Here is a 24,626-nt window from a genome sequence, read left to right on the forward strand (position 1 = left end):
GGGGAATTGTACGTGAATATCAACTCATATATAGAATACTCGCAGGAAGTATCAGAAGCCAGAAAGACAGGTAAGGCGATTGTGGCATTGGAATCAACGATTATCTCTCACGGAATGCCTTATCCACAAAACGTGAAAACCGCCCGTGAAGTGGAGGACATTATCCGTTCAAAGGGGGCCGTTCCCGCAACGATTGCTATTTTGAACGGGAAAATCAAGATTGGTTTGTCACATGAAGAGCTTGAATACTTAGGACAGGCGGCGGGTGTGATCAAGGCAAGCCGTCGCGACATCCCTTATATCCTTGCTTCTAAAAAGGACGGGGCGACAACGGTTGCTGCCACCATGATCTGCGCGGAGCTTGCTGATATTTCGGTTTTCGTGACGGGAGGCATCGGCGGTGTGCATCGAAATGGAGAAGTGACGATGGATGTTTCGGCAGACCTTGAAGAACTTGCCGTGACGAACGTGGCCGTTGTCTGCGCAGGGGCTAAATCCATCCTGGATATTGGATTGACGATGGAATACCTCGAAACGAAAGGAGTGCCAGTCTTAGGATACAGAACGGATTCCTTACCGGCCTTTTACACACAAAGCAGCCCTTTTTCAGTGAACTATAAAGTAGAGACCCCCGAAGAGACGGCAAATATTTTAAAAGCGAAATGGGATCTTGGATTAAAGGGAGGCGTGGTGGTCGCTAACCCGATCCCTGCCCCGGATGCACTGGATGAAAACGAGATGAATAGGATCATAGAAAAAGCACTAAACGAAGCAGAAGAACAAGGGATTGCCGGAAAGGAAGCGACGCCATTCCTTCTCGGGAAAGTGAAAGAATTAACAGACGGAAAGAGCCTTACAGCGAATATCGCACTAGTAAAAAACAATGCTCTTGTAGGAGCGGATATTGCGGTTCATTACGCCAAGCTAGCTAAGGTGGAGAGCTTCTAATCTATTTATGAAATAATGAGCCTGGGCGGATTTAATTAACAGTTTTCCAGGTGCAAACAAGTAAATATCAAAGCAAAACGCACTGTATTTTACAATGAAATTCACAGTGCGTTTTTTATTGTGGTAACAGGTGTCAGATGAGTTTTGGTTGCTAAATCATATGCGAAATCACCTCCCGATTTACAAGGGTGGAAATAAAAATTGGAAGGTATGTAAATTTAGTGAGAATAACAGGTCGATTTTGTAGAATAACAACCAAATTTAATAAAACAATATTTAAAATTCAGATGTAATAATTATTTGTCACTATTCAATTAAAGGGCAGGTTAATGGAAGAAGATAACGTAAAATAAAGTTGGATTTTCTCTATAAACTAATAGGGTAGGTGTTTTTTAAATGAAAGAAGATGTTAGAGAACTAATTCATACAAGGAAATTAGGGGTAGCTGAATCCGATATAAAAGCAGCAGAAGATAAGTTAGGTGCAGTTTTTCCAGAACAATATAAAGAACTTTTCAAGTTGGTTAATAATGCAGAAATAGGTGAATGGATACTTTATCCTATCAAAGACAATAGAAATCCTAAAAAGACCTGTGATGATATTGTTAGACAAAATGCTGAAGTCAGAGAAGATTATATGTTGGAAGATTTAATTGCAATAGGTGATGACGGTTCGGGAGATAGATTATGTCTAAAAGTAAAAGACGGAATAATGGGGGATATAATTTATCTTTGGTATCACGAAGATGGAGAACTTGAAGAATATGCTCCTGATTTGAAAGAATTTATAATTTCAATATCAAAAGAAGAGAATGAGGATGATTTTGAGGATGAATAAATTCGTATTCAACTAACGGGGGGTGTTAATGGAAAAAAGCGTTTTAAAAGAGGCCGGTATAAAAGAGTTTTATTTAGACTACCAAGTTAATTTTCCGTTTAAGTGGCAAATTAGTTCGGGTTTTTAATTTGTTCAACTGTAGATTTGAATTTAGCTCTCCCCAGCGGTTGATTGGAGTGCAAGACGAAGACTCCTGCGGGAAGAGTAGCTTATGTGAGACCCCGCAGGCTTGCCGAGGAGGCTCACGGGCTACCCGCGGAAAGCGTAGTCTTGCACGGAAATCATTAGCGGTATTAAGAGCCTACACTGAAATAGTTCGTATCTACACGACTGTGTTTTACTTTGTCCCAACCGCTTTTTGGAGTGAAATACACTGTGAATTATAGAAAGGGAATTACGTGATTTCCGTTGTGAATAGGTCTATATTTTCTGTTTGAACCTCACAAGTACACCCGTTAATATTTTCATGCCCAGGTTTTTTATATGAAATATATTGGACATTTATATGTAAGAAGAGGTAGGGTAAAATGGTGGTAAATAACGTTACAAAAAAGGAAGGTACTATGACTGATATGCAACCCTATCATGCATTGAGTGTTGATTCGATTCCAGTCCCGGCTGCAATAATAGATGTGAAAGACCATTTCTTTATCGAAGAGAATGAAGAATGGAAAGGATTGACCCTTCAAGAAGATAATCTTCTTCAGAGAATGTTAGAAAAAGAGGATTGTTCCATTCGCTTAAATCATTATACCTACAATGTTAAACGTAAACAGATAGATGAACATAAAGAATTAGTGATGATTGTTCCAGAGGCCTGTGGAGAAAACCATGTTTCCCATGACTATACAAATAACTCACGTTCGGCCATATACGAGTCTCTCATTTATAACACCCCCACTTGTGTATGTATCCTTGATAAAAGAGGGAAGGTAGTGGAAATGAATCAGTCCTTTCAGGAGCTGTTTCATATTTCCGATACCGTTCTGGGTGAGTCCCTGTGCAATCAAACCCCACTTCAGAATCAATCCTTTATCAATCTGGTGATGAACGGTTTAAAAGGCTTGAATATAACCGGGGAAGAAGTAACCTTCAAGATGAACAATCAACGGAAGATCACCTGCAATATCACCATCTCTCCAGCAAATTACAAAAGTGACGGAACGGTAGACAGTGTAGGAATCATCCTGCACGACATCACGGAGAAGAAAAACTATGAAAACGAACTGGTCTCATTAAAAGCGGAACTTGAGAACACACTCCGTCTCCAAAAGACGATCACCTATAAGATCAATAAGAGAGACAACGAATTTGTGATCGAAATGGCAGCTGGAGAGCTATTAAAAAAACTAAACCTGACTCCTTCAAAGGTGATTGGTAAAACCATTGAAGAAGTATTTGATTCCCACCACTTAGGAAAAATCCAGCCTAAACTCCAGCACATCTGGGAAACCGGTGAAGAGTTGACCTATGAGGATGAATACAAGGATTTAGAATATATCGCTTCCATCGTTCCAGTTGTACAAGAGGGAAAAGTAGTGGAAATCATCTGCTCCATATCAGATATTTCCCTGATCAAAGATATTCAGAGAAAACTGATTGAAAGCGAGCAAAAGTATAAATCGATTGTGAAATACAGTCCTGATAATATTTATATGGTCGATACAAACGGGATCATCCAGGAAGTGAACCCCGCTGTGAAAACGCAGTGGAATCATATATCTCCTCATATGATCGGAAGTCACTTCAGTGAATTCATCGCGGAAGGCAGCAGGCAAACAGCTGTCAATCACTTTGAAGTCGCCCTTAAAGGAGAAGCGTCAAGATTTGTCACCACCTTCGAAAATGGAGAAGGTGGCAAAAGCCATGTAGCGGTCACCAATATCCCGATCCGGGTCAAAAACAAGGTGATCGGAATTTATGGATTTGGTCAGGACATCACAGAAAAACTGAAGATGGAAGAAGAACTAAAGGAGGCAAAAGAATTACTCGAAGCGTACTTCGAGCATGCCGGCGACGGAATTGTCCTTTTAGATCCAGAGGGAAGCGTTTTAAAGGTCAATCAGCAGTTTGAATCGATGTTCGGTTGGAATAAGGATGAAATTACAGGAAATAAAATCACCTTTATTCACCAAGAGGAACAGGTAGGACAATTCAAACAGAATTTAATGACCATCAAGGCCGGAAAGCGCATAAAGGATTATGAGACGGTGCGTTACCGAAAAGACGGCACGCCGATCGAAATCGCCTTTAACATGAACCCGATCTTAAATGATGATGGAAATCTGATGGGTATTTCTGCCATCATAAGGGACTTGTCCGAGAAAAAACGAAATGAAGACTTACTGAAGAAATCGGAACAGCTAGCGATGATTGGACAGCTTGCAGCAGGAGTGGCCCATGAAATCAGAAACCCGCTGACGACGCTTAAAGGCTTCCTTCAACTGATGAAAGAAAATGCGAAGGATGACTTTTACTTAGGGGTCATCCAGGGAGAGCTCGATCGAATCGAAATTATCACCAATGAATTTCTGGCCTTGGCGAAACCTAGAGCGGTTCAATTTTCCCTGACGTCCCTGACTACACTCCTCACAAGCTCTGTTGAATTCATTAAGATGGAATGCCTGAAGCAAGGAGTCGATGTAAGGTTCTCTGTGGAAGAAGCGGAAATTTATTGTGACTCCCATCAAATGAAACAGGTCATTTTAAATGTCATGAAAAATGCTTTGGAAGCCATGCCAAGCGGTGGTGTCCTTAGTGCTCAACTTGAAAAAGAAGACGGTTATGCGAAAATCTCCATCCAGGACAACGGAAATGGAATCCCACCTGAGCGCATGAAGCATTTAGGTGAACCGTTCTATAGCACGAAAGAAAAAGGGACCGGTCTCGGACTGATGATCTGCCAAAAAATCATCAAGGAGCATCACGGCTCACTATCCATTCAAAGTAATGTAACGGAGGGAACGACCGTTACGATCTTACTGCCGATTGCAAAAGAAAAATAGAAAGAACTCCACATGGGAGAGGAAACTCTCATTGTGGAGTTTTTTTTATTTCCTCAGCTATTGTCGATTTGACTATGGGAAATCATCCGACAAAAACTGTAAAAAGTACGAGTGGTTAGAAGCTGCTATCGCTGTTATTTTCCGGGAAATAGAACATTCTACAAATTTCTTCATTCTCTTTTCGTACCTAAGAACTTGTCTACTCATGGCGATTGGATGGGGGCACATCGCCACGTTTCAACATCCTGGAAAAAGGTTAAAGAGGAAGAAAGAGGTGAGGAGAGATGAAGACGAATGTCTTTATTAGTGGTGGAGGAATTGGCGGATTGACACTGGGCTTGAAATTGGCCAGGTGCAATATAGACGTAACGGTTGTGGAACGGTTACCAGGGCCAAGCTCCGTATACAAGGGAGAGCTCCTCCAGCCAAAAAGCTTGGAAATATTCGATTCATTGGGGGTCATTGACTCCGTATTCGAAAATGGCCACATCATTTCCGATTTGGAACTCATTGAATTGAAAAATGCGAAATCAAAAGCGGAGAACTCCACGATGAGCTACTCGATTCTTCCCAGTCGATACCCCTATTCAATGATGATCCATCATGAAACGTTAAAGGAACTTCTACGAAAAAAAGGGGAGGAGTATCCAACATTTCATTATCGATCGAATACAGTTTGTAAGAATATAGATGGCCATACCGTGATCACCGAGGATCGCGAGACGAAAGAGGCTCAAGAGATTCATAGCGACTTTATTATCGGTGCGGAAGGAAGGAGCTCTGTCACACGTGACTATATGGAAGTGAATGTGAAGGAAAAAAAGTACAACCATCATTTCTTGACTGTGACATTTCCGAGGCCAAAGGAAATGGTGAAGGGACGTATCATTTCTACATATCAATCATTCCTGGGTCTATTCCCCTTACCAAACGATGAAGTACGATCCGTCTATCTCATTCCAGCGGGGGAATACAAGACCCTTCGGAAAAAACCGATTTCAGAATTTCATAGGCTCTATATCCAGATGTGCCCGGATCTTGATGGGTATGTAAATCAAATAGAAGACTGGAAGAAGATCCAGCTGATGGTTCCCCTCAAATATCATGCGGAAACCTATGTGAAAGATCATCTTGCCCTCATAGGCGACGCCGTCCACACGGTTCATCCCATGGCAGGAGAAGGAATGAATATGGCGATCCAGGATGGAAGCATTCTTGGAGAATTACTGTGTGATATGTATTCGGCCGGTAAATTAGATCCCTCTAATTTGGAGTGGTACCCAAAGGTGCGGAAGAGAAGGGTTGCCCATCAAATGCATCTCAGTCATTTATCGGCCCTCGTTTATTCGTATCCGTACCGCCCGGTCGGCTGGCTTCGAAATAAGAGCCTTCAACGAATGGAGAGGGATTCGATTTCCCATTACAAGCAGATGCTGAACATATCCGGCCTCGGCATGTGGAGAGAAACCCTTTACGACCGGATGGTCCAGGGGGGAGTGCTCCCGATCAGAAATGATTCGCTGACTGAAGAAGAGAAATCTAACACTAAATTTACGGAAATCCAGGATTATCCCTGGAAAGGAAAGGAGGCACTACGATGATCGGAGAAATGGTGAAAGTATGGCGGGCAAGAACATGGATGAAAAAGAATGTCCCATTTCTGTACAGCTGGCATGCCTATGTAGGGTACGAAATGGATTTGTTTGATCGTTTTACAAATCCTGCCTCGATTCAGGAAGTGGCGCTTGAAAAAAATATCGAAATGGACCTCCTTGAACAGTGGGTAGAGGTCGGCATCACCATTAAGCATTTAAAACGTGTGGAAGATGAGAAAGTGACAACGAAGAACCGCTGGAAGCTGCCGACTTCAAAGAGGGACCCTCATTCCTCAGGTATTTTACTGAAGGAAATGATGGAACTTCACATACCTGCACTGTTGTCCTATCCTCAATTATTGCGCAATCAAACGAAGCAGCATTTCAATTCCGATGTTCATGGCTCGACTGTGGCCAAAACGTCGATCCTGTTAGAACGCTTTGCCTTTCCAAAGGTGCAGAAAGCGATTAAAAAATACAATGTGAATTCAATATTGGATCTGGGCTGTGGGGAAGGCGGGTATGTGAAAAGAATAGGAGATCGCTATCCTGATAAGAGAATGGTAGGGATCGAGATTCATGAAGCTGTCGCAAAAGCTGCAGAAGAGTCGCTTAGTGACTATGAAAATATTGAAATCCTCTGTAAAGACCTGCATGAATATGAGCCCGGACAACAATTTGACATGATCATGGCCAATAATCTCTTTCACTATATCGATCCGTCCGAGCGCCTGCAATTCTTTGAAAAAGCATCGACGTGGCTGGAATCAGAAGGCTTATTCTTTGTCCTGACCCCGATGCAAAAATCAAAGCATGGGCAGCAATTTTCCAGTGCCTTCAACAGCTTTTTCATGACATTTCAGAACCTGTATCCGATACCATCGCAGAAGGAGATGGAGACATTGGCAGGTAAAACAAATTTCAAAGTGGAGTCCGTCGAACCGATCGTAAAAGAAGGCGGGTGGTATGTGATGATATTCAGGAAGAACTGATCCTCGTAGTGGGGATCGTTTTTTTTTGTCTGGGTCTGTAGTGCCGGGTGTGTGGCGGAGGAGGTATTTGTCGGTTTGTGTCATTTTATGTTGAGTCGATAATAAAAGTGGCAAAGTCGATAATATATTCGAAAAGTCGATAATATAAGTGTCGAAGTCGATAATATATTTAAAAAGTCGATAATATATGGGGGAAACTCGATAATAAAACGATTCTCATCCCCTTAGAAGCACCGCACCAATACGTTTTTCCGCTTTTGCGAACCAATATCCACTCGCGAATAATAAAAATTCCATTGAGGGTGCAATTCTTAGGGCAAATCAATCAAATGAGTTCAGCGGCTGAATATTTTAGCAGTCAAATTCCGATTGAAAATCAACTGTTAAATATTAAGTGAAAATCAACTGTTAAATTACTCATCTACCACATATCCGTCACAATTATTTTCACTAAAGGAGGTAATCACCCATCGTTTTAGGGTAAAAATAGAAAAGATGATTACAGATGTGGAGGAGTGTCAATTGAGTAGACAGGATGTATATGATTGTATCGGTATTGGGATTGGGCCGTACAATTTAAGTTTGGCGGCTTTGATGGAGGAGAAGACGGATCTGAAGGTGAAATTTTTCGATCAGACTCCTGAGTTTCAATGGCATCCGGGGATGCTGATCAATTTGACGGATCTTCAGGTTCCGTTCATTGCGGATTTGGTGACGTTTGCGAATCCACAGAGCCGGTACAGCTATTTGAATTATTTACATACCCATAATCGTTTATATAAATTTTTCTTTTTTCAAAAGTTCGAGATGCCGAGGCAGGAGTACAATGATTATGCCCGTTGGGTGGTGAGTCAGCTTGGCTGCTGTCAATTTCATAGTGAGGTGATCGGGGTCACGGATGAGGGCGACCGCTATAAGGTTGTGATCGATAACCGGTTGACCGACGAGCGTGAGATTTATTATGCGAAGCATGTGGTGATGGGTACGGGAAGCAAGCCGTTGATTTTAGACGGAATGGATGGTCTGCCGGATGTGGACGTCCATCATACGAGTAAGTATCTGTTTCATAAAAACACGACGATGGAAGGGTCTTCGATTACGATTGTAGGGTCCGGGCAAAGTGCTGCCGAGGTGTTCTTTGATTTATTAAAGGAGCAGGAGAACAGGTCTTATCAGCTTACATGGCTGACCCGTTCCGAAGGGATTTTGCAGCTCGAGTCGTCGAAACTTGGACAGGAATTCTTTGCCCCTGACTATGTGGATTATTTTCATGGGCTGACATATGAAAAGCGCGTGGAGGCATTAGAAACATTGGATCAGCTGAGGAACGGGATAGATCCCGATACCCTCAATAATATTTACAACATCCTTTATAACTATTCGGTCAGTGATAACTCGCCGGACATTACGATACAGCCGCTAACAGAAGTGAATAAGATCCGGAAAGAGGAGGATCAGTACGTCCTGAATTGCCGTCAATGGCAGGAAGAGCGTGATTTTTCATATCAGGCGGATAAGGTGATTTTGGCGACGGGTTATAAGCCGAATATCCCCGGATGGTTTTTTAAAGAGTTCGAGGACAAAATCGTCTGGGAAGATGATAAGAAATATAAAGTCTCCCGAAATTATAAGCTGGAATTTAAAGAGAACAGAGACCGGGATCATCATTTCTATACGGTCACGAGCCTGGAGCATTCTCACGGTGCAGGGGCAACGAACTTAGGGCTGGCTGTGGACCGTAATATTCAAATCATCAATGACATCGTGGGTGAAGAAGTGTATGAAGTACAGAGGAACACGATTTTTTCTCAATTCACGATGGATAAATAAGGGAGTCGTGTTTGAACTTATGTACAAAGGGTAAAGTATACCTGTGATAAAAAACAAACGATAACTGGGAGTGTTTCATTTTATGGCTAAAATAGCAACGTTAATTACAGACATGTTTGAAGACGTAGAATTTACAGATCCTGAAAAAGCGTTTAAAGAAGCAGGACATGAAGTTGTGACGATTGAAAAAGAAAGAGGAAAATCAGTCAAAGGGAAGCAGGGCGATGCAACGGTCAAGATTGACGAAAGCATCGATGACGTCAACCCTTCAGACTTCGATGCCTTATTATTACCAGGCGGATTCTCCCCGGATCAGCTGCGTGCAGATGACCGTTTCGTAAAATTCACGAAGCATTTCATGGATGAAAAGAAACCGGTATTCGCGATCTGTCATGGTCCACAATTATTAATCACGGCAAAAACACTGGAAGGACGCAAAGCGACAGGCTTCAAGTCCATTAAAGTAGATATGGAATACGCAGGCGTTACGTACGAGGATAAAGAAGTCGTCGTATGCGGCAATCAGCTTGTCACAAGCAGAACACCGGATGATCTTCCGGCATTCAACCGTGAATCACTGGCGCTTCTTTCTAAATAGGACAAGTAAATGAAAGGGGACATTCCCCAAGGTATTTTGTACCTTAGAGGGAATGTCCCCTTTTTACATATCGAAATTGACTATTATTTACGAAGGTTACCCATTTCTTCAATGATCGCAGTCATTTCACTAGGGCTGAATCTGTCCTTGCGATCGACCATTACATAAAGGTCGTGAAGGTCTTCATACATTTCCTCGTTGAAATCTTCAGGCTTTACGGCACCGGCATTGACAATTTTTAGTTTTTCTTTAATGGCAGTGACCATGAACTCGATATTTTCCGTTGTGTTTTGTGATAAATCCATTTGGGATCGTCCTTTCTGACGTTCATTCATTACATTTATCTTTCCATGATTCCTCCACCCTGTCAACATAACTTCAACCCGGGAAGGATTTTTTTCGGAGAATGTTTTACACTATTAAGGAATGGGAAATGAGTAGGTAAGCTAAAACGTAAGGAGAGGCACGTTCATGGTATCTGTGTTGTTTGTATGTTTGGGAAATATTTGCCGATCCCCTATGGCGGAGGCTATTTTCAGGGCAAAGGTTAAAGAGGCGGCTCTGGATGGCGTGATTGAGGTTGACTCTGCAGGCACGGGAGATTGGCATGTCGGGAAGAAACCCCATGAAGGAACTTTAGCCATTCTTAGAGAAAATAATATAAAGAGTGATGGCTTGCTCGCCCGACAATTTCATGGTGAAGATAAGAAATATGATTACATCGTGGCGATGGACGCTTCCAATGAAAGAAACATGAAGAAGATCCTTGAAAGGGAACATCACGGAAAGGTCTTCAAGCTTTTGGACTTAGTGGAAGAAAGCCGGGAGAAAGACGTTCCCGATCCTTACTACACTGGGAATTTTCAAGAGGTGTATGATTTAGTGGAGTCCGGCTGCAGCCAATTATTAGATAAAATTAAAAAGGACAATCATTTGAAGGAGGATAATACATATGGGAAGCAATAAATTTTTCAAAGGGGTTCTGTTAGGTGCCGCAGCAGGAGGTCTGCTTTCCCTGCTGGATAGAACGACCCGTCAGGAAATGGGGACATCTTTAAAGAACAGTGGGAATTATATTTCAACATACTCAAAAAATCCTCAACGACTGGTCGAGTCATCGAAGGAAGTGTATGAGAAATTACGTATGACAGCCGAGCAGGTCAGCAGGGATATTCAATTCATCAGTGAAAAGGTAGATGAAATCAAAGGAATGACTCCACAGGTGAAAGAAATCATCGAGGAGACGAAGGAGACCTTTGAGGACTCCTCAGAAGCTTATAAAGATACGTTTTCAGATAGGGAAACATCAAATGAACTAACAACTCAGGATGAAGAGAGCCAACCTATTGCGTCTTCATTTAAGGGGTATTAACGAAACGAGGTGAGAACATGTCGGATGAGACGATCAAAGGAGGATGGAAAGGATTTTCAAAAAGTCTTTTTTCAAATATTAGTGCGAATGATGTAACGGGCCTAGCCGCGCAAATTGCCTATTACTTTCTTTTATCGCTCTTTCCACTGCTGATTTTTATCGTAACACTCTTACCATACCTTCCCGTCGAGCAGGGGGACATACTGGGTCTGGTCAGGGATTTTGCACCAGGGGAAACGATGTCCATGATTGAGGAAACGCTACAGGACGTCATGTCCAACCGGAATTCCGGTTTACTGTCAGTCAGTATCATCGCCACGATCTGGTCGGCTTCCAACGGGATGAATGCCATCGTGAAAAGTTTAAACCGTGCCTATGATGTAGAGGAAACCAGATCATTCATTGCGACCCGCCTCATGTCTATTTTATTGACATTTGCCATGATTCTAGTATTTATCGTAGCTCTTTTGCTTCCGGTATTCGGAAAACAGATCGGTCTATTATTATTTTCTCAATTCGGATTTTCAGAGCAATTTTTAACGATATGGAACGGGATTCGCTGGGCGATCAGTCCCATCATACTATTTATCATTTTCGTAGGGCTATATTACTTTGCTCCGAGTAAACGGATCAAATGCTTAAGTGCTTTCCCCGGGGCGATCTTTGCGACGCTTGGATGGGTACTCGCATCATTGGCATTTTCTTATTACGTAGGAAGCTTCGGGAATTATTCAGCCACATATGGCAGCATCGGAGGGATCATCGTCCTCATGATCTGGTTCTACTTAACGGGAATCATCATCATGATTGGCGGAGAAATCAATGCACTCGTGACCATTAAAGACAAAGATTCGTGTTAGAATAGGGGAAATCACTCCCCGGACATAGTACAGGCAAAAGTAGGGGAAGATTCTATTAAACATTCGTGTTTAAGGGGGTCTTCTTTTTTTGATGTGAAATAGAAAGCGAGGTGGAGTTATGTTGATAGCTGCAATGGTCGAACGGCTTGGGATCATTGTGACGATAGCCTTTGTCATGACGAGGATCAGTTTCTTCCGTCATTTAATCGAGAAGCGGACCCATGTGAAGAAAACCCAGACACTGCTCCTCATCCTGCTGTTTGGTTTCTTCGGGATCGTCGGTACATATACAGGATTGATCGTGAATCCGTTTCAAGAGGAATACACGAAATGGCAGTGGCATCTTCAACAGAATGAAGCGATCGCCAACTCGAGGGTGATCGGTGTCGTGGTCGCCGGGTTACTGGGTGGTCCATGGATCGGACTTGGAGCAGGATTGGTCGCAGGGGTCCATCGGTATTTTCTTGGAGGCTTCACGGCATTCTCCTGCGGGATCTCGACGGTGTTAGCGGGATTACTGGCGGGATGGATCGGGAAGCGTGAAAAGAAGAACAGGCTTGTTTCCCCTCAAAAAGCGTTTGTGGTTGGTTTAGTGGCAGAAGGGATGCAGATGCTTCTTATTCTTCTATTATCGAAGCCATTTGATGATGCCTATTTACTCGTTTCCGACATAGGCTGGCCGATGATCCTTGCAAATGGAGTCGGGACCGGAATTTTCCTGTTGATCATCAAAAGTGTTTTTTATGAGGAAGAGCGGATGGGAGCGGATCAATCCCAGAAAGCCCTGCGATTGGCTGATAGCACGGTGAAATATATGCGAAAGGGATTGAATGCAGACTCTGCACAGGCAACGTGTGAAATCCTGATGAGGGATGTGAACGCGTTGGCGGTTTCGATCACGAACACTTCCCACATCCTGGCTCATGTCGGATTAGCATCGGATCATCACCAACAAGGACGCCCGATTCAAACCGAAGCGACAAAACGGGTCATCGAAACGGGAGAGCTCATGAAGGTGGGAAGAGAGGATATTCAATGCGACCGGAATGGATGCCCATTGGGAGCAGCGATCATGGCGCCTCTTTTAAAAGGGGATGAAATTGTCGGGACGCTTAAATTCTATTTTCATTCGGAAAAAGAAATCTCGCCAATCCTGATGGAATTAACGAAGGGAATCGCGACCCTGCTTAGCCATCAGCTGGAGCTTGCTGAAATCGATACCCATAAAGAGCTTGCAAAAGAGTCAGAAGTAAAGGCGCTGCAGGCACAGATCAATCCGCATTTCTTATTCAATACCATCAATGTCATCGTCTCGTTGACGAGGATCAATCCAGATAAGGCGAGGACCCTGCTGATTTCACTCTCCCAATTTGTCCGTCAGAACCTGACAGGAAGCACGAAATCCACCTCGACCCTTAAAGAAGAAGGGCAGCATGTAAAGGCTTATCTCGCCATTGAAGAAGCCCGATTCTTTGACAGGCTCGAAGTGGTGTATGAGATTGACGAAGGTGCCCTGCAGGCCAAAGTCCCTTCGATTACCCTTCAGCCTCTTGTTGAAAATGCGATTAAGCACGGGATGAAGAATGTGGAGGAAGGATTTGTATTGAAGATTTCGATTGCGTTGAATGGTGATGAGGTGATTGTCCGTGTTGAGGATAACGGTGCGGGGATCGATGAAGAGAGAGTGGAGAAGCTTTTGCTTGAGCCTGTAGAATCACTGTCCGGTACAGGAATCGGCCTCTATAACGTGAACAAGCGATTGGAAATGATGATGGGTAAAGAAGCTGGTCTATCAATCACTTCATCAACAGGAAACGGGACCACCGTTGAATTTACGGTAAGGAGTGAGAAAGAATGAAAGTCGCCATTATTGATGATGAGCCCTATAGCCGGGAAGAAATGAAACATCTATTAAGCGGTTATTCATGGGTGGAAATAGTCGGGGAAGCAAGTTCTGCTGAAAAGGGATTGGAAATCATTTTAACAAAAGAACCCGACGTCTTATTTCTGGATATTGAGATGCCGGGCATGAGCGGGGTCGACTTAGCGGAAGCCCTGCAAAAAATGAAACACAAACCGGAAATCGTCTTTGCAACTGCCTACCCGGATTATGCCCTAAAAGCGTTCCGGGTGGAAGCCGTCGACTATTTATTGAAGCCATTTGAAGAAGAACAGATTGCCCAAACGATGGAGCGGCTGAAGAATCTTTTGAAAGTGGTAGTGAAAGAGCAGAACGAAAGCCCGTCGATGGGGAAACTTGCGGTCCAGGATGAGGACAAGATTGTCTTCATCAGCCCGAAAGACATTCAATATATCTTCCGAGAAGAGAGGGAAACCTTTATTTGTACGGAGAAAAAGAAGTATACGTGCCGACTGCCGATCAAGGAATTGGAAGCGAAGCTCAGTACCTATCCATTCTTCCGGGTCCATAAAAGCTACCTCGTTCAGCTGACCTATGTGGAAGAGCTCATCCCTTGGGGCAGCGGCGTGTATCAGTTGAAGGTTCATGGAGCGGATGAGGCGATTCCGGTGAGCAGGAATTATGTGAGGGAATTGAGGGAACGGTTGGAGTTGTAGTGGGGGTGGTTTTTTGATTGTACCAGGTACAAAAAGGATCGTTTGTACCTGGTACAGATGAGGGGAATTGTACCTGGTACAATTTTGACTTTAGGTGCCAGGCACAAACGGAGCATTCGGTGCCTGGCACTAAACCGACTAATAGTGCCAGGCACCCATCATTTCCACCATGCACATTAATCCCCCCTCAGAACACCTCAACCCCGATTTTCGACATCTTGAACAGAATGTGACGAAACTGTGAATATGATTGCTATAATGAAAGCGTATTCATAAATGAACGAAAGGGGATCATAAGCATGGTTACATTTCTGGTCTCGATTGTTGTATTAATTATCGGTTATTTCACATATGGAAAGTTAATTGAAAAGATTTTTGGAATCAATGAAAGTCGTTCGACTCCGGCTTATGCGAAGGCGGATGGAGTGGATTATGTACCTATGAAGACGGGTAAAAACTCCATGATCCAGCTTTTGAATATCGCAGGTGTTGGGCCTATTTTCGGTCCGATCATGGGAGCACTTTATGGACCAGTCGCATTCCTTTGGATCGTACTTGGTGCGATTTTTGCCGGAGCGGTTCATGATTACTTAACGGGAATGATATCGATCCGTAACGGTGGAGCTCATTTACCGGAGCTTGCAGGACGCTTCCTTGGTAAAACGATGAAGCATGTGGTGAACGCATTCTCGATTCTGTTACTCGTGCTGGTGGGTACGGTCTTCGTCACAGCACCTGCAGCATTGATCGCGAACCTGACGCCAGCCTGGATTTCATTAGGTGTCATTATCGCCGCAATCTTTATTTATTATATTGTTGCAACCCTATTACCGATTGATAAAATCATCGGTAAAGTATATCCGCTTTTCGGTGCACTACTAGTAGTGAGTGCAGTTGGGATCGGTGCCGGATTAGTGATTACCGGGGCGGACATTCCTGAAATCAGCTTAACGAATATGCATCCTGACTCAGTAGCCATTTTCCCATTATTATTCTTAACGATTTCGTGCGGGGCACTTTCAGGGTTCCATGCCACACAGTCACCAATCATTTCAAGAACGACTCAAAATGAAAAGAACGGACGCAAAATTTTCTACGGTATGATGATTTTAGAAGCAATCATTGCGATGATCTGGGCAGCAGCTGCCATGAGCTTATTCCAGCCGGGTGAACTGAACGCCATCCTGAAAGAAGGCGGACCGGCAGCGGTTGTAAGTGAAGTATCGATCTTAATGCTTGGATCAATCGGTGGAACTCTTGCCATTCTTGGAGTTATTATATTACCAATCACTTCTGGTGATACATCATTCAGAAGTGCGCGAATGATCATTGCCGACTATATCAAAGTAGGACAAGTGAAAATCTCAAGCCGCCTTTGGATTGCGATTCCATTGTTCGTGATCTCAGTCGTGCTGACACGAATCGACTTTAATCTGTTATGGAGATACTTCTCCTGGGCCAACCAATCGACAGCAATGATTGCCCTTTGGGTAGGTGCCATGTATCTGGCCCTTCAAAAGAAACCGCACTGGGTCGCAACGATCCCGGCGATCTTTATGACGATGGTGACATTCACGTATATCCTGAGCGCACCGATTGGTTTCGGTTTATCGATGGGTACAGCGTATATGGGTGCAGCAATGATAACGGTTTCCGCTATCCTGGCTTTTATTTACACATTAAGAAAGCGCTTAAACGATGGGTCCATCATTCAAGTCGACGAAGACGTTCCTCAATCAGCAGCCTGATGTGAAAGGAGTTTTCCGGTAATTACCGGGGAACTCTTTTCTTTTTTTGCACAAAATAAGAATGGTTCAAAAACCACAAGTTTTCTTGATGACGACTAATTATTAGGAGTGATTCAGAATGACAAAGAAAACGAAAAAAGACGGCGGTACAAAACAAAACAGCAATCACAAACCGAAACAGAAAACATCCGGTTCTGCAAACGGGCAGAATGGATACCACTAGAAATGACGGCCAATCCTTTACGGGTTGGCTTTTTTATTTGGAGCTTGAGATGTTTTCTGGTGGAGGATGTATTATAATAGAGGTAGTTTCAAAAATTTAGTAGTCTCAAAAGGAGATTCCATTATGTCCAATAATAATGATCAGCAAATACAGCCAGAAAAGAAAAAAATCAGCCTGCAGGAAGCGATGAAGCAGCAGCTGGCAAAGAAAAAGGAAGCACAAGCCGGTGGCAAACAAGCAACAGGCGGTTTAGCATCTAATCAACGCATGCAAAGTCAACAAACGAAGAAGCCCAGCAATACTCGTCGTAAGATGGGGAGCTAATGGGGGAGAGCACTCGGGAATTGGGAGTGCTCTTTTTTTGTGCTGGTGTTGCTGGAGGGGAGTTGGTTGCGAAATTTGTCGATTTATGAGGAATGGTCGATATCTTGAAAATACGGTTGATATAATGAAAAAACGGTCGATAAATTCAATTAAAGGTTGATAAAATTGTATAAGAGTCGATAAATCCTAATAACGGTTGATAAATCCAAAGTCCGCCTCAGCATCCCGCCAAAACTTCCTTAAAAAATTCCACTTAAAAAATCAAACTTTTTCCTTTCCACAGTCGTCAAAAACTAGAAAAGAGGTGATCTCCTTTTGAATGAAGTCAAGGCATACGAATTCACCTATTCGAAGGAGGAAATTCTGGAAGATGTGATGAATGAATACGGCAAAGAGGTGCTATATATCGCTTATTCCTATGTGAAGGGAATTCGACGAGTTACGCCAACTCATCATCACCATCACTAAACAAAAACCTGGGTACGAAGAAATGTTAAAACAAAAACGGACGATATGAATATTCCATTTACTTCCTCCCTTAATCATGCTATCATAATAAAAATTTCAATTAAATGCCATGAAGAGAAGAGTAGATATCCGAATTCTTTAACAGAGAGCTCCGGCAGCTGAAAGGGAGCAAGAGGGACGGTATTGAACCAAGACTCTGAGCTGTGCACCGGAACCGGGCAATGGGGATGGTGTGACGGGAGCTCCCGTTATCGGGCTAGGGTATAAGCCGATTGGCCGTACCCGAAAAGGTTAGTATGGCGACATATTAACGAACTGGGGTGGCACCGCGATAGATAATCTCGCCCCCAAGATGAACGTCTTGGGGGTGGGATTTTTTTGTTTCACAAAACTTATCGCGGGGAGGAATAACCAATGAGGAAGTGGAAATATCCTTTATTGCTGCTGGCAGGCATCGGGATTTCGAATGTTGGAGGGTGGATTTATTTAATCGCCCTTAATTTGATTGTTTTAGACGAGTGGGAATCACCTCTAGCCGTGGTGATATTATATGTATTGAAGCCTGTGGCTGCCCTTTTGACGAATGCCTGGGCCGGGAGTTTGATTGACCGGGTCAACAAGCGGAATCTGATGGCGGGACTTGATTTTTTCAGAGGAGTGTTGATTGCGGTACTGCCTTTTCTTTCGTCGAGTTGGTGGGTGTATGCGGTGGTGTTGATCATCAATATGGGAAGCGCTATGTTTTATCCGGCGTCCATGGCGTATATCACAACCTTCATCCCACGGGGGAACAGACAGCGATTCAATGCTCTCCGGGGGCTGGTCGGATCAGGTGCGTTTCTCATTGGACCGGGAATTGCCGGGCTGATGTTCATGATGGGGACACCGGTGTTTGCCCTTTATATAAATGCACTGACCCTCTTTTTATCAGGAGTGATCACCCTCTTTCTACCGAAGCTTGAGGATGGGGTTCCCGTTGATACAGGTGATACCAAATGGGAAGTCATCAAAGAGGACTGGCGGGTGGTGTGGAGATTCAGCCGGAGTGCTATGTATGTGATGGTTCTTTACGTCTTGTTCAGCATTCTGCTTGTGATGACGGCAGCGCTCGATTCCCTTGAGGCTGCATTTTCTAAAGAGGTATTGCAGCTTTCGAACAGTACGTATGGATATCTTGTAAGCATTGCAGGGGGTGGATTTGTACTTGGGTCGATCCTGAACGCGTCACTATCCCATAAGCTTCATCACATGCATCTTATGGGATTTGGTTCCCTGTTCGTTTCCGGAGGATACCTGATTTATTCTTTCTCAGATGGATTCTTATTAGCGGCAATCGGATTCGCTGTTTTATCCTTTGCCCTGGCCTTTGCGACGACAGGGTTTGAAACCTTTTATCAAGAACATATCCCCGCCGAGATCATGGGGCGGGTAGCCAGTATTTACGGATTGCTGGAAGGGGTATTGGTCGTCCTTTCCACGGTGCTTATTGGAGTGGGAGCCGAACTGGTGTCGATCCGATTTGTTGTGGTTGCGGGATCGATGGTCATGCTTGGGGTCACAGTGATTTTATTAATAAGCACAGCCAGGAATTCATGGGGAAAAATAAATGAAAATGGCACAGAGGGGGTCAGTGGATGAAGATGACGGCTGATCAATACGGGGCTTGACCAGGGACGGACCTTCAGGGGAATCCGGACTTTAGAGTAGAGCCATTCATCAAGCCAGAGCGTGATGTGGCACCGGTAAGAACAAAAAAATAAAATTAAATTGACACCTCCACCAAATCTCTATATAATCATCTAAAATAACTGAAACATTGAAGAGGATCAGTAAAGGGATCTTGTCTTTTCAGAGAGGGAGCGGTTTGGTGAAAAGCTCTTATGGATGAACCTTTGAACCTGCCTCTAAGTTCTGTATCGAATGAAGATATCAGCGGTCCGAAACCGTTATCATGGAATGAGTGTAAAGCTTTGCTTTGAATCAGGGTGGTACCGCCAGTAATGGTCCCTGATGAGAAGCGGGGCTTTTTTTGTTTTAGGTGTTATTGGCGGTTCGCTGATATATTTGGGATTCGGCTGATATATTCCGGATATCGCTGATGAAATGGGGATTTTGCTGATAAATCTCGGATATCGCCGATAAAATGGAAATTTCGCCGTTATATTCTGGATTTCGCCGTTAAATCTAAAATTTCGCCGATAAAATCAAAATATCGCCGTTAAAACCAATCCAACAATAAAATGAGGTGCTCTCGAATGGCAAAAGAATTTGTGAAAGATGTTACGGGCATGGATGAAGACTTTGCCCAGTGGTATACAGATGTTGTTACGAAGGCGGAACTGATCGATTATTCCAGCGTCCGCGGGTCGATGATTATCAGGCCTTACGGCTACGCGCTTTGGGAAAATATCAAAGATGCTCTTGATGCGAAAATAAAAGAAACCGGGCATGAAAATGTGTATATGCCACTGTTCATACCGGAAAGCCTCCTTCAGCGTGAGAAGGATCACATCGAAGGCTTCGCGCCTGAAGTGGCATGGGTGACTCATGGAGGGGAAGAGGAGCTGGCGGAACGATTATGTGTCCGTCCGACTTCTGAGGTATTGTTCGGGGAGCATTATAAAAACATCATCCATTCCTACCGTGATCTGCCTAAGCTCTACAACCAATGGGCCAATGTCGTTCGCTGGGAAAAGACCACGCGTCCATTTCTTCGAACATTGGAATTCCTATGGCAAGAGGGTCATACATGTCATGAGACTGATCAGGAGGCTCATGATGAGACGGTGAAAATGCTTGAGGTGTATGCAGAGCTTTGTGAGGAGCTGCTGGCGATCCCGGTCATCAAGGGCCAGAAAACTGAAAAAGAAAAGTTTGCCGGAGCAAAATATACGTACACGATCGAAAGCTTGATGCATGATGGGAAAGCATTGCAATCAGGTACATCTCACCATTTAGGTGATGGATTTGCAAAGGCATTCGGCATCCAATTCACCGACCGCGATGGAAAGCTTCAGCACGTGCAGCAAACATCCTGGGGATTCACAACGCGGATCATCGGTGCCATGATCATGGTCCACGGGGATGACCGCGGCCTGGTCGTTCCACCAAGGATCGCACCGACTCAGCTGATGATTGTGCCGATTGCCCAGCACAAGGAAGGTGTCCTTGATTTTGCCTATAATCTGAAAAGTCAGCTTGCAGGCATTGCTCGGGTTGACATCGATGCGAGTGATAAGAAGCCGGGCTGGAAGTTTAATGAATATGAAATGAAGGGCATTCCACTTCGATTGGAAGTCGGTCCAAGGGACATTGAGAACGGTCAGGTGATTTTGGCAAGACGAGATACAGGTGAGAAAATCACGGTGGCCATGGAAGAGCTTGCGGGGAAAGTCGCAGAACTTCTGGAAGACATTCAACACAATCTTTTAGAAAAAGCGAGAGCTCACCGGGACGAGAAAACCACGGTAGCGAAAACCTTTGAAGAATTCAAAACGACGATGAACGAGAAAGGCGGATTCGTCAAAGCCATGTGGTGTGGAGACCGTTCCTGCGAAGATAAGATCAAAGAAGAAACGGGTGCTACATCACGATGTATGCCATTTGAACAGGAGCAGGTGTCGGATACGTGTGTGTGCTGCAGTAAGGATGCAAAACATTTGGTTTATTGGGCGAAAGCATATTGAAGAAGGGAAGTGTCATTCTCTTATTGTCTCTAGTCAGCAGTGTGATGATAGTGGCACTGGCGTTTTTTCAGTGGGAATTCGTACACATCCTGACGCCGTTCTTGATGCCTTTTCTTTGGTTGATGGCAGGAGGTTTTTCCTGGTCATAACAATTTTCACGTTTAAAACCATGTTTAAAAACAAGAACTGGAAACCGCTCTTCATTCAAGTATTGACTGTTATCTTCATGATTTTTTTCCCTTTCACAAAGGTCACATTGGAGATGGATTTCAAGAGAAATCATGATGATCGAATGAGTGTGGTGAATAAAATAAATGAAGGGGCAATTACCCCGAATGTACCCTACAATGACTCTATCATTCACCTTCCCGGGGAATACCAAGGTGTGTCCAAAGGTGGAGGCGATATTCTGATAGAGAAGAAGGAGAAGGGTATGAAGGTCCTTTTCTTTACCTTTCGGGGGATAGTGGATAGTTTCTCAGGGTTTGTCTATTCGTCATCAGGGGAGAGACCCCGTACAGGTGACTTTGGAGGGGACTTCAACAAGGTAGAAAAGTTGGATGAACACTGGTATTTCGTGAGTTCCGGATGAAGAGGGGACTTTAGGACCTATTCGCCTTTTTTCTTCCTAAAGCCTTCTTTTTCCCGTGTTTGATTAATAAACATAGGTAAAGGAGGCGTCGATTAGATGGAATTTGAACTCATCCTTGTTATATTCATGGCAGTCGTGGTAATCAGCCTTTGGGTCGTGCATACCAAGCTCAACCGTATCACCGAGCATGTGCAGCAAATGGATGAAGAATATTTGTCCGATGAGCAAATCGAAAAGGAATTAGAGGAAGAATGGAATAATGATAAGTAAAGGCTAAGGCGTTTCTCAGCAGAGGGACGCCTTCCGTTTTTTTGAAAAAAGACTACCATTCTAAATGGCCGGTTGATACTATTAAACGATAAGGGGTGAGGGAAGTGGGGGCTTTTGTCATCATTCTGGTTATCGTGCTATCACTATGGTCTATAACGATAACAATCGAGAAGCAAACAAGCAGACTGGTGGAAAGCCAGCGTGAGCAGATCGAATGGTTAAAGAAGATACAATCAAAATTAGAAGAAAAATGACATATATAAACGGAAAGGGTGGGGCAAAGATGAAGTATAAGGACTTAACCATCGAAACACCCCGGTTGGTCATTAGACCCTTCGTGAATCGAGATTATAAAAACTGGCTAAGGGAACATCTGAACAGGCTCCCGTCACAGCATAAATACGACGTCGGATATCAGGATATGAGTGAATGCACGGAGTTCTGGTTCCGGGAGATGCTTCTGAAGCATGATGAGATGATGGATCGGGATCAGGTCTATATTCTGGGTATCTTTCTTAAAGATGGGGGTGCCAATATTGGAACCATCGACTTTTCCACTCTGATGCGGTACAACTTTAACTGGGGAAGGGTCGGTTACACGGTACATAATCGCTACTGGAGTCGTGGATACGGGAAGGAAGCGGTGAAGGCAGCCCTTCAACTGGCCATTGTGAAATTGAATTATCACCGGATCGAGGCTCATATCAATCTGGATAATACGCCTTCGATCAGGCTTGCAGAAAGTGTAGGCATGCAGTATGAGTGCACCCGGAAAGGATTCATATATGAGTTTGGGAAGTGGACGGATAATCTGGTGTATTATGTGAATGCCGGTGAATCATAAAAAAACGATGAGAGCTTATGTGCCCTCATCGTTTTTTTATTATAATCCTTCGATGGTCAGTTCTTTCACCGGCAGGAACTCTTCGCCTGTATCCATGTATTTCACGTTCACCTTGTCATTTTCTTTCAGGTAGATCGCAAGTAAGCTGTTTTCGGAAGAGACGATATAGTTGTTGCCGTTGTCGAGTAAGAATGATACGACCGTGTAGTCGCCTGACTTTTCTTTATAGACACGGATGACTGTACCATTTGTCTGTTTCTCCTCGGCTTTTGAGCTGCCGTCCACACTGCCGCCGCCACGTTGAAGGGCGGTTTTGTATTGTTTCAATGCCTGGTTTGGCGTATTGGCATAGGCTGATATTTCAGGGTTGGCTGCCGAGACGATGAAGTAGTTTTGTAAGAAACCATTCGCATCGAGCACCGGTGTCAGCCAGCTTGCTTCTCCGTAGAAGTTATAGAGCACCGGCATTTCTCCGTCCCATTTTTTCTCGATGAATTTCTTCTGGATGATCTGCAGGGCTCCCTGGGAATCCATGTAGGACTCTTCAAGATTTCCGGTATAGAACGTCGCTTCTCCCGTTCTTGAATTCGTTAAGGAGTAGCCAAGCATGGAGTCGACTCCTTCTTTTGGCGACGTGAAATCAGTGAAGTAGTACATGTCACCATTTTCGACAAAAATAGGGCTCACATTGGCTTCGGTCCCTTCATCTGAAGGAAGCTTGACGTCTGATTTACCGAAGCGGCTGTTCCAGAATCCTTGAACGTAGTTACCAAAATAACTGTTTTGGAGGCTGACGGTTTCCGGTGAAATCGCTCCGTCAATGAAATCCGGTACGTCATCGATTTTGTATGACTTGGTATCACCGGATTTAGGATCGACCATGACGATTCCTTTTGCTTCAAAACCGTTACGTGCAGAAATGAACTCACCGTACGTCCGAATATAGAATGGCTTTCCTTCGTCATCGATCTCAAGCTGAACATCACCATTGAAGATCTGCTTCGGATAGTTCAAGCGGATGTGCCGTTCGATTTTTTTATTAAAGAAGGCAGATGGTGTGTAAACCATTTCTTCTTTGATGAATTTAGGGTTTGCTGATGAATCGGTGGCACTTAGCGTGAAGTAACCAGGTGTTTCATTCCCTTTGAACCATTTGAAGAATCCAGAGAATTCAACCGGTGCAATGTAGACGTACTCGCCATTGACCTTTTGAATCTGCAGTCGTCCAAGCTCATAATAACTCGTATTCGGTACCTGACCGAATGCTTTCTTCATTTTGTTACGGGCGAATTGTGGAGGGACGCTTGCCGGCGTTTCCTTTTCATCAAACGCTTCGATCTCCGTTTTCACGTCCATTTTAGCGGATTCATATTTCTCATCAGCATTGAACACAAAGGCGGTCAGGAAGTAGGCCCCGACGAGGAGACTTCCAAGGAACAGTGCGCCTTTTGCCATCCTTTCGGTTCCGGTTGCAAGTGTGGCGCCGAATCCTGCGGCAACGATGAGTAAGATCCACATGCTTGTAAAGTTTTGATCAAGGTTTGTAATGTAATAGAAGACGAATACGACAAGCGTGGTAATCAGGAGGGTAGCTCCGAAAAGTGCTGCGAATGATGGATATCCCTCTTTTTTATCCTGCTTTTTCATGATTGCCATCGGTACGACGAGCAAGGCCATGACCAATCCGACAATGACTGAAAATAGTAATATGTTTCCCATAGTGTTCCCCTTTCAAGGTTGCTTTTCTATTTATAGTGTATATACGGATGAAGGGACGGGATGGTTTCAATTGTTTTTTTGGGGGAACTTTGAAGGTTCGATCGTCCAGTCACAGCAATATACCCAACCCATCTATCA

At 43.9% G+C, this 24,626-nt stretch carries 24 protein-coding genes and 2 other annotated features; of the genes, 22 read left to right on the forward strand and 2 right to left on the reverse strand.

The window, feature by feature from the left end:
- Window positions 1-18: 18 nt before the first annotated feature.
- The 8 genes from ACCB35_RS02910 to ACCB35_RS02945 all read left to right on the forward strand — a co-directional run bounded on the left by ACCB35_RS02910 (window position 19) and on the right by ACCB35_RS02945 (window position 9,805).
- Window positions 19-948 (forward strand): pseudouridine-5'-phosphate glycosidase, encoded by a 930-nt coding sequence (locus ACCB35_RS02910; RefSeq protein ID WP_374056935.1) that lies wholly within the window; start codon window positions 19-21, stop codon window positions 946-948.
- A gap of 396 nt (window positions 949-1,344) precedes the next feature.
- Window positions 1,345-1,785 (forward strand): SMI1/KNR4 family protein, encoded by a 441-nt coding sequence (locus tag ACCB35_RS02915; RefSeq protein ID WP_044339386.1) that lies wholly within the window; start codon window positions 1,345-1,347, stop codon window positions 1,783-1,785.
- 167 nt (window positions 1,786-1,952) lie between these two features.
- Window positions 1,953-2,171: a hypothetical protein gene (locus tag ACCB35_RS02920; protein WP_374055655.1), complete on the forward strand. Its 219-nt coding sequence runs from the start codon at window positions 1,953-1,955 to the stop codon at window positions 2,169-2,171.
- A 141-nt stretch (window positions 2,172-2,312) separates the two neighbouring features.
- Window positions 2,313-4,790 carry a PAS domain S-box protein gene (locus ACCB35_RS02925; RefSeq protein WP_374055656.1) on the forward strand — a complete coding sequence of 826 codons (2,478 nt, stop codon included), beginning with the start codon at window positions 2,313-2,315 and terminating at the stop codon, window positions 4,788-4,790.
- A 284-nt stretch (window positions 4,791-5,074) separates the two neighbouring features.
- Window positions 5,075-6,391, forward strand: a complete 1,317-nt coding sequence (locus ACCB35_RS02930) for an FAD-dependent oxidoreductase (RefSeq protein WP_374055657.1) — start codon at window positions 5,075-5,077, stop codon at window positions 6,389-6,391.
- Complete coding sequence (locus tag ACCB35_RS02935; RefSeq protein ID WP_374055658.1) at window positions 6,388-7,377, forward strand: trans-aconitate 2-methyltransferase; 990 nt, start codon at window positions 6,388-6,390, stop codon at window positions 7,375-7,377. Before ACCB35_RS02930 ends, ACCB35_RS02935 begins: the two co-directional genes overlap by 4 nt.
- 522 nt (window positions 7,378-7,899) lie before the next feature.
- Window positions 7,900-9,207, forward strand: a complete 1,308-nt coding sequence (locus ACCB35_RS02940) for a lysine N(6)-hydroxylase/L-ornithine N(5)-oxygenase family protein (protein WP_374055659.1) — start codon at window positions 7,900-7,902, stop codon at window positions 9,205-9,207.
- Between the two features lie 82 nt (window positions 9,208-9,289).
- A complete protein-coding gene (locus ACCB35_RS02945) occupies window positions 9,290-9,805 on the forward strand; it encodes a type 1 glutamine amidotransferase domain-containing protein (protein WP_044338541.1) in 516 nt (171 codons plus the stop codon).
- A gap of 83 nt (window positions 9,806-9,888) precedes the next feature.
- On the opposite strand, the gene ACCB35_RS02950 is transcribed toward ACCB35_RS02945, so the two are convergent.
- Window positions 9,889-10,110: a DUF1128 domain-containing protein gene (locus tag ACCB35_RS02950; RefSeq protein ID WP_044338940.1), complete on the reverse strand. Its 222-nt coding sequence runs from the start codon at window positions 10,108-10,110 to the stop codon at window positions 9,889-9,891.
- A 166-nt stretch (window positions 10,111-10,276) separates the two neighbouring features.
- On the opposite strand from ACCB35_RS02950, the gene ACCB35_RS02955 reads away from it, so the two are divergent.
- From ACCB35_RS02955 to ACCB35_RS03020, 14 genes are all read left to right on the forward strand, one after another.
- Complete coding sequence (locus tag ACCB35_RS02955) at window positions 10,277-10,771, forward strand: low molecular weight protein-tyrosine-phosphatase (protein ID WP_374055660.1); 495 nt, start codon at window positions 10,277-10,279, stop codon at window positions 10,769-10,771.
- Complete coding sequence (locus ACCB35_RS02960) at window positions 10,758-11,177, forward strand: hypothetical protein (RefSeq protein ID WP_374055661.1); 420 nt, start codon at window positions 10,758-10,760, stop codon at window positions 11,175-11,177. The genes ACCB35_RS02955 and ACCB35_RS02960 overlap by 14 nt, the downstream gene beginning before the upstream one ends.
- A 17-nt stretch (window positions 11,178-11,194) precedes the next feature.
- A complete protein-coding gene (locus ACCB35_RS02965; RefSeq protein ID WP_374055662.1) occupies window positions 11,195-12,037 on the forward strand; it encodes a YihY/virulence factor BrkB family protein in 843 nt (280 codons plus the stop codon).
- 118 nt (window positions 12,038-12,155) lie between these two features.
- Window positions 12,156-13,895: a sensor histidine kinase gene (locus tag ACCB35_RS02970; protein WP_044338545.1), complete on the forward strand. Its 1,740-nt coding sequence runs from the start codon at window positions 12,156-12,158 to the stop codon at window positions 13,893-13,895.
- Entirely contained in the window at window positions 13,892-14,614 is a 723-nt protein-coding gene (locus ACCB35_RS02975; RefSeq protein WP_374055663.1) for a LytR/AlgR family response regulator transcription factor, read from the forward strand. The genes ACCB35_RS02970 and ACCB35_RS02975 overlap by 4 nt, the downstream gene beginning before the upstream one ends.
- 299 nt (window positions 14,615-14,913) lie before the next feature.
- Entirely contained in the window at window positions 14,914-16,362 is a 1,449-nt protein-coding gene (locus ACCB35_RS02980) for a carbon starvation protein A (RefSeq protein ID WP_374055664.1), read from the forward strand.
- A 346-nt stretch (window positions 16,363-16,708) separates the two neighbouring features.
- Window positions 16,709-16,909: a hypothetical protein gene (locus ACCB35_RS02985; RefSeq protein ID WP_113968695.1), complete on the forward strand. Its 201-nt coding sequence runs from the start codon at window positions 16,709-16,711 to the stop codon at window positions 16,907-16,909.
- 315 nt (window positions 16,910-17,224) lie between these two features.
- Window positions 17,225-17,377 carry a hypothetical protein gene (locus ACCB35_RS02990; protein WP_374055665.1) on the forward strand — a complete coding sequence of 51 codons (153 nt, stop codon included), beginning with the start codon at window positions 17,225-17,227 and terminating at the stop codon, window positions 17,375-17,377.
- Between the two features lie 100 nt (window positions 17,378-17,477).
- Window positions 17,478-17,729, forward strand: a binding site (T-box leader).
- A gap of 62 nt (window positions 17,730-17,791) precedes the next feature.
- The gene (locus ACCB35_RS02995) at window positions 17,792-19,015 is read left to right on the forward strand and encodes an MFS transporter (RefSeq protein WP_374055666.1); all 1,224 of its coding nucleotides are present in this window, start codon (window positions 17,792-17,794) and stop codon (window positions 19,013-19,015) included.
- A 169-nt stretch (window positions 19,016-19,184) separates the two neighbouring features.
- Window positions 19,185-19,389, forward strand: a binding site (T-box leader).
- Between the two features lie 243 nt (window positions 19,390-19,632).
- Entirely contained in the window at window positions 19,633-21,063 is a 1,431-nt protein-coding gene (gene proS / locus ACCB35_RS03000; RefSeq protein WP_374055667.1) for a proline--tRNA ligase, read from the forward strand.
- The gene (locus ACCB35_RS03005; RefSeq protein ID WP_374055668.1) at window positions 21,026-21,655 is read left to right on the forward strand and encodes a hypothetical protein; all 630 of its coding nucleotides are present in this window, start codon (window positions 21,026-21,028) and stop codon (window positions 21,653-21,655) included. The genes proS and ACCB35_RS03005 overlap by 38 nt, the downstream gene beginning before the upstream one ends.
- A gap of 96 nt (window positions 21,656-21,751) precedes the next feature.
- Window positions 21,752-21,925 carry a hypothetical protein gene (locus ACCB35_RS03010; RefSeq protein ID WP_374055669.1) on the forward strand — a complete coding sequence of 58 codons (174 nt, stop codon included), beginning with the start codon at window positions 21,752-21,754 and terminating at the stop codon, window positions 21,923-21,925.
- Between the two features lie 104 nt (window positions 21,926-22,029).
- The gene (locus ACCB35_RS03015) at window positions 22,030-22,179 is read left to right on the forward strand and encodes a hypothetical protein (protein ID WP_374055670.1); all 150 of its coding nucleotides are present in this window, start codon (window positions 22,030-22,032) and stop codon (window positions 22,177-22,179) included.
- A gap of 29 nt (window positions 22,180-22,208) precedes the next feature.
- Window positions 22,209-22,769: a GNAT family N-acetyltransferase gene (locus ACCB35_RS03020; RefSeq protein ID WP_044338551.1), complete on the forward strand. Its 561-nt coding sequence runs from the start codon at window positions 22,209-22,211 to the stop codon at window positions 22,767-22,769.
- Window positions 22,770-22,808: 39 nt separating this feature from the next.
- Here the strand turns inward: ACCB35_RS03020 and ACCB35_RS03025 are convergent, their stop codons facing one another.
- Complete coding sequence (locus ACCB35_RS03025; protein ID WP_374055671.1) at window positions 22,809-24,488, reverse strand: UbiA family prenyltransferase; 1,680 nt, start codon at window positions 24,486-24,488, stop codon at window positions 22,809-22,811.
- Window positions 24,489-24,626: the final 138 nt, after the last annotated feature.

It is taken from the genome of Rossellomorea sp. FM04394, assembly GCF_041889765.1.
GTDB classification, from domain to species: domain Bacteria; phylum Bacillota; class Bacilli; order Bacillales; family Bacillaceae_B; genus Rossellomorea; species Rossellomorea aquimaris_B.

Coding starts and splice junctions, on each gene's coding strand:
- ACCB35_RS02955 (WP_374055660.1), top strand. CDS start 10,277: ATGGTATCTGTGTTGTTTGTATGTTTGGGAAATATTTGCCGATCCCCT.
- ACCB35_RS02945 (WP_044338541.1), top strand. CDS start 9,290: ATGGCTAAAATAGCAACGTTAATTACAGACATGTTTGAAGACGTAGAA.
- ACCB35_RS02970 (WP_044338545.1), top strand. CDS start 12,156: ATGTTGATAGCTGCAATGGTCGAACGGCTTGGGATCATTGTGACGATA.
- ACCB35_RS02965 (WP_374055662.1), top strand. CDS start 11,195: ATGTCGGATGAGACGATCAAAGGAGGATGGAAAGGATTTTCAAAAAGT.
- ACCB35_RS02915 (WP_044339386.1), top strand. CDS start 1,345: ATGAAAGAAGATGTTAGAGAACTAATTCATACAAGGAAATTAGGGGTA.
- ACCB35_RS03010 (WP_374055669.1), top strand. CDS start 21,752: ATGGAATTTGAACTCATCCTTGTTATATTCATGGCAGTCGTGGTAATC.
- ACCB35_RS02935 (WP_374055658.1), top strand. CDS start 6,388: ATGATCGGAGAAATGGTGAAAGTATGGCGGGCAAGAACATGGATGAAA.
- ACCB35_RS02975 (WP_374055663.1), top strand. CDS start 13,892: ATGAAAGTCGCCATTATTGATGATGAGCCCTATAGCCGGGAAGAAATG.
- ACCB35_RS02985 (WP_113968695.1), top strand. CDS start 16,709: ATGTCCAATAATAATGATCAGCAAATACAGCCAGAAAAGAAAAAAATC.
- ACCB35_RS02925 (WP_374055656.1), top strand. CDS start 2,313: ATGGTGGTAAATAACGTTACAAAAAAGGAAGGTACTATGACTGATATG.
- ACCB35_RS03020 (WP_044338551.1), top strand. CDS start 22,209: ATGAAGTATAAGGACTTAACCATCGAAACACCCCGGTTGGTCATTAGA.
- ACCB35_RS02995 (WP_374055666.1), top strand. CDS start 17,792: ATGAGGAAGTGGAAATATCCTTTATTGCTGCTGGCAGGCATCGGGATT.
- ACCB35_RS02950 (WP_044338940.1), bottom strand. CDS start 10,110: ATGGATTTATCACAAAACACAACGGAAAATATCGAGTTCATGGTCACT.
- ACCB35_RS03025 (WP_374055671.1), bottom strand. CDS start 24,488: ATGGGAAACATATTACTATTTTCAGTCATTGTCGGATTGGTCATGGCC.
- proS (WP_374055667.1), top strand. CDS start 19,633: ATGGCAAAAGAATTTGTGAAAGATGTTACGGGCATGGATGAAGACTTT.
- ACCB35_RS02930 (WP_374055657.1), top strand. CDS start 5,075: ATGAAGACGAATGTCTTTATTAGTGGTGGAGGAATTGGCGGATTGACA.
- ACCB35_RS02960 (WP_374055661.1), top strand. CDS start 10,758: ATGGGAAGCAATAAATTTTTCAAAGGGGTTCTGTTAGGTGCCGCAGCA.
- ACCB35_RS03005 (WP_374055668.1), top strand. CDS start 21,026: ATGCAAAACATTTGGTTTATTGGGCGAAAGCATATTGAAGAAGGGAAG.
- ACCB35_RS02980 (WP_374055664.1), top strand. CDS start 14,914: ATGGTTACATTTCTGGTCTCGATTGTTGTATTAATTATCGGTTATTTC.